Source organism: Streptomyces sp. NPDC003016, assembly GCF_053591455.1.
The window spans coordinates 1-4680 of record NZ_JBSFTV010000025.1 but is presented as its reverse complement, the minus strand read 5'-3'; the positions used below and the strand labels follow the sequence as shown (position 1 = coordinate 4680).

Here is a 4680-nt window from a genome sequence, read left to right as displayed (position 1 = left end):
CGCGAGAGTGATGGAGCAGACGATGAACGCCCCTACCGAGAACGCACCCGCCGCCGGCGTCGTGGAAGCACTCCGCGCCGCGATGAAGGAGTCCGAGCGACTGCGGCGACAGAACAGAATGTTCGTCGCCGCGGCCCGGGAACCGATCGCCATCGTGGGAATGAGCTGCCGGTTCCCCGGTGAGGTCTACTCCCCGGAGGACCTCTGGGAGCTCGTCGCCTCCGGCACCGACGCCATCTCCGGTTTCCCCACCGACCGTGGATGGGACCTGGACGCCCTGCGCGACAGCACCACCGACGAGCGCGACACCTCCGTCAGCCAGCAGGGCGGATTCCTCAGCTGCGTACCCGACTTCGACCCGGGCTTCTTCGGCATCTCGCCCCGCGAGGCCGTCACCATGGACCCCCAGCAGCGGCTGCTGCTGGAGACCACCTGGGAGGCCATCGAGCGGTCCGGTATCGACGCCACCCGGCTGCGCGGCACCCGTACCGGCGCCTTCATCGGCACCAACGGGCAAGATTACGCCTACCTCCTGGTCAGGTCGCTGGACGACGCGACCGGCGACGTCGGCACCGGCATCGCCGCCAGCGCCGTCTCCGGCCGCCTGTCGTACGCGCTCGGCCTCGAAGGCCCGGCCATCACCGTCGACACCGCGTGCTCGTCCTCCCTCGTCGCGCTCCACCTGGCCGTGCAGTCGCTGCGCAACGGCGAATGCGGACTGGCGCTCGCCGGTGGCGTCAACGTGATGTCCACCCCCGGCTCGCTCATCGAGTTCAGCCGGCAGGGCGGTCTCGCCAGGGACGGCCGCTGCAAGGCGTTCTCCGAGTCCGCCGACGGCACCGGCTGGTCCGAGGGCGCGGGCGTCCTGATGCTGGAGCGCCTGTCCGACGCGCAGCGCAACGGACACCCCGTCCTCGCCGTGATCCGGGGCTCCGCGGTCAACCAGGACGGCGCCTCCAACGGCTTCACCGCGCCCAACGGCCCGTCGCAGCAGCGGGTGATCCGCCAGGCGCTCGCCAACGCCAACCTCGGCCCGGCCGACGTGGACGCCGTGGAGGCCCACGGCACCGGTACGCCGCTGGGCGACCCCATCGAGGCGCAGAGCCTGCTCGCGGGCTACGGCCAGGACCGGGAACGCCCGCTGCTGCTCGGTTCCGTGAAGTCCAACATCGGCCACACACAGGCCGCTTCCGGCGTCGCCGGCATCATCAAGATGGTGATGGCGATGCGGCACGGCGTCGTACCGAAGACCCTGCACGCGGACGAGCCGTCCACGCACGTCGACTGGTCCGCGGGCAAGGTCGAACTGCTCACCGAGGCCCGCGAGTGGCCGGACTCCGGCCGCCCGCGCCGCTCCGGCGTCTCCTCGTTCGGGGTCAGCGGCACCAACGCCCATGTGATCGTCGAGCAGGCGCCCAGCGCCGACGCGACCCCCGCCAAGGCGACGGAGGAGACCGCTCCCGCGCGCCGCGCGAGCGCGGTGCCGTGGGTCGTCTCGGGCCGGACCGCCGAAGCGCTGCGCGACCAGGCGGCCGCGCTCCTGAGCAGGCTGGAGCGCGAGCCCGGACTGCGCGCGGTGGACACCGCGCTCTCCCTGGCGACGTCCAGGGCGAGCCTGGAGCACCGTCTCGCGGTCGTCGCGGACGAGGACAGCGGCTCAGGGCGTGCGGCACTGGCGGCCTGGCTCAAGAACGGCACGGCTCCCGGCGCGGTGGAGGGCCTGGTCTCGGGACGCACGAAGAGTGCGGTGTTGTTCTCGGGGCAGGGTTCGCAGCGGTTGGGGATGGGCCGGGAGTTGTACGGCCGGTTCCCGGTGTTCGCGGAGGCGCTGGATTCGGTACTCGCTGTACTGGATCCGCTGCTGGAGCGCCCGCTGCGTGAGGTGATGTGGGGCGGGGACGCGGAGCTGTTGAACGAGACGGGTTTCACTCAGCCGGCGTTGTTCGCCATCGAGGTGGCGTTGTTCCGTCTGGTGGAGTCGTGGGGTGTGTCCCCGGACTTCGTGGCGGGTCATTCGATCGGTGAGATCGCGGCGGCGCATGTGGCGGGGGTGTTCTCGCTGGAGGACGCGGTTCGTCTGGTGGTGGCGCGGGCGCGGTTGATGCAGGCGCTGCCGTCCGGTGGAGCGATGGTCGCGGTGCAGGCGACGGAGGAGGAGGTTTTGCCGTTGCTGGTCGACGGTGTGTCGATCGCGGCGGTCAACGGGCCGTCGTCGGTGGTGGTTTCCGGAGACGAGCAGGCGGCTTTGAAGGTTGCTGCTCAACTCGTGGAGCTGGGCCGTAAGACGACGCGTCTGCGGGTCTCGCACGCGTTCCACTCGCCGCTGATGGATCCGATGCTGGAGGAGTTCCGGGCGGTCGCGGAGGGTCTGTCGTATGCCGAGCCGGTCATCCCGGTGGTGTCGAACCTGACCGGCGTCCTGGCGTCGGCCGAGGAGCTGTGCTCGGCCGGGTACTGGGTGCGCCACGTCCGTGAGGCCGTGCGCTTCTCCGACGGCATCCGCACCCTCGGTGAGCAGGGCGTGACCACGTTCCTGGAGCTGGGTCCGGACGGGGTGCTCTCCGCCATGGCCCAGGAGTCCGTGTCCGAGGGAGCCGTGACCGTACCGGCCCTGCGCAAGAACCGTGCCGAGGAGGTCACGCTCGTCACCGCACTCGCCCAACTGCACGTCCACGGCGTGCGGGTGGAGTGGGCCGCGTTCTTCGCGGGCACCGGCGCCCAGCCGGTGGACCTGCCGACGTACGCCTTCCAGCACGAGCGCTTCTGGCCGAAGATGACCTTCCAGCCGGCCGACGCGACCGGACTCGGACTCACCTCCGCCAACCACCCGCTGCTCGGCGCCGCCATGTCCGTGGCCGGCTCCGACGAGCTTCTGCTGACGGGCACCCTCTCGCTGGCCACCCACCCCTGGCTGGCCGACCACGTCGTCAGCGGGATGGTCTTCTTCCCCGGCACGGGCTTCCTCGAACTCGCCATCAGGGCCGCCGACCAGGCCGGCTGCGACCGCGTCGAAGAACTGATGCTGGCCGCCCCCCTCATCCTGCCGCGCACGGGCGCCGTCCAGGTGCAGATCTCCATCGGGGGCGCGGACGAGGAGGGCCGTCGCGAACTGCGCTTCTACACCCGCCCCGCCGACGCGCGCGACGACGAGTGGACGCTGCACGCCTCCGGGCGGATCGGCAACGGCGAGCAGGTGCTCGACTTCGACGGAGCCGTATGGCCGCCCAAGGGCGCGACCGTGGTGGACATCGAAGGGCTCTACGACCGCTACGCGAGCAACGGACTCGACTACGGCCCGGTCTTCCGCGGCCTGCGCGCGGTCTGGCGCCGGGGCGCGGAGATCTTCGCCGAGGTCGCCCTCGACCGCGCGGTCAGCGACGCCGGAGACTTCGGCGTGCACCCGGCGCTGCTCGACTCCGTCCTGCACAGCACGGTCTTCGCCAGCGCGGACGGCGACGACCGCAGCCTTCTGCCCTTCGCCTGGAACGGGGTGTCCCTGCACGCCTCCGGTGCCTCCACCCTGCGCGTCCGGGTGACCAGCAACGGCCAGGACTCCGTACAGCTCGCCGCGGTCGACGTACAGGGCGAACCGGTGATCTCCGTGGACTCGCTGGTCCTGCGGGCAGCCGGACCCCAGCCCGCCGACACCGGCCGTCGCGACGAACTGAACTCGCTCTTCCGCGTCGACTGGGTGCCCGGTACGCCGGAGAAGGTGTCCGCGGACACCACCTGGGTGGTGCTCGGCACGGACGAACTGGGCCTGGGCGCCGCTCTCGCCTCGACCGGCGCCGTCAGCCTCGGCGTCCCGGCGGCCACCCTCGCCGAACTGGCCGCCCGCGAGAACGCGGCGATGCCTGCCATCGTGGTCGCACCCCTCCGGGGCGACAGCGCGCGCGGCGCGCAGTCGGCCAACGAACTCGCCCTCCACGCCCTGACGTTGGTGCAGGAGTGGCTTGCCGACGAGCGGTTCGCCGGCTCGCGGCTGGTGTTCGTCACCCGTGGCGCCGTCGAGGACGCCCACGGGGGCGTCACGGACGTGGCCGCCTCCTCGGTGTGGGGCCTGGTGCGCTCCGCTCAGGCGGAGAACCCCGGGCGGTTCCTGCTCGTGGACGCCGACGACGCCGACGAGTCGGCGTCCGTGCTCCCCGGCCTGCCGGGCCTGGTGGACGCCGACGAGCCGCAGGCCGTGGTCCGCGAGGGCGCGCTGCGGGTGGGCCGGCTCGCCCGACTGGAGTCCGGCACGGGCCTGGTGCCCCCGACGGGCGGGCCCTGGCGGCTGGACAGCCGCGCCAAGGGCAGCCTGGACGGACTGACCCTGGCGCCCTTCCCCGAAGTTCTTGAACCGCTGATCGGTCACCAGGTACGGATCGAGGTCCGCGCCGCCGGTGTCAACTTCCGCGACGTCCTCAACGCCCTGGGCATGTACCCCGGCGAGGCCGGACTGTTCGGCTCCGAGGCGGCCGGCGTCGTGGTCGAGACCGGCCCCGACGTCACCGGACTCAACGTCGGCGACCGGGTCATGGGCATGCTCTTCGGCGGCTTCGGCACCCATGTGGTGGGCGACGAACGCATGATGACCCCCATCCCCGGGGGGTGGTCGTGGGAGGTCGCGGCGTCGGTGCCGTTGGTGTTTTTGACGGCGTATCACGCGTTGGTGGAGTTGGGTGGGGTGCGGCCGGG

The 4680-nt window shown here is 71.9% G+C and carries 1 protein-coding gene; it reads left to right on the top strand.

Annotated elements, in window-relative coordinates; translation table 11 throughout:
- Positions 1-22: 22 nt before the first annotated feature.
- Positions 23-4680 (top strand): beta-ketoacyl synthase N-terminal-like domain-containing protein (locus tag ACWDZ4_RS21615; RefSeq protein ID WP_451510035.1); only part of this gene is annotated, 4658 nt, incomplete at its 3' end.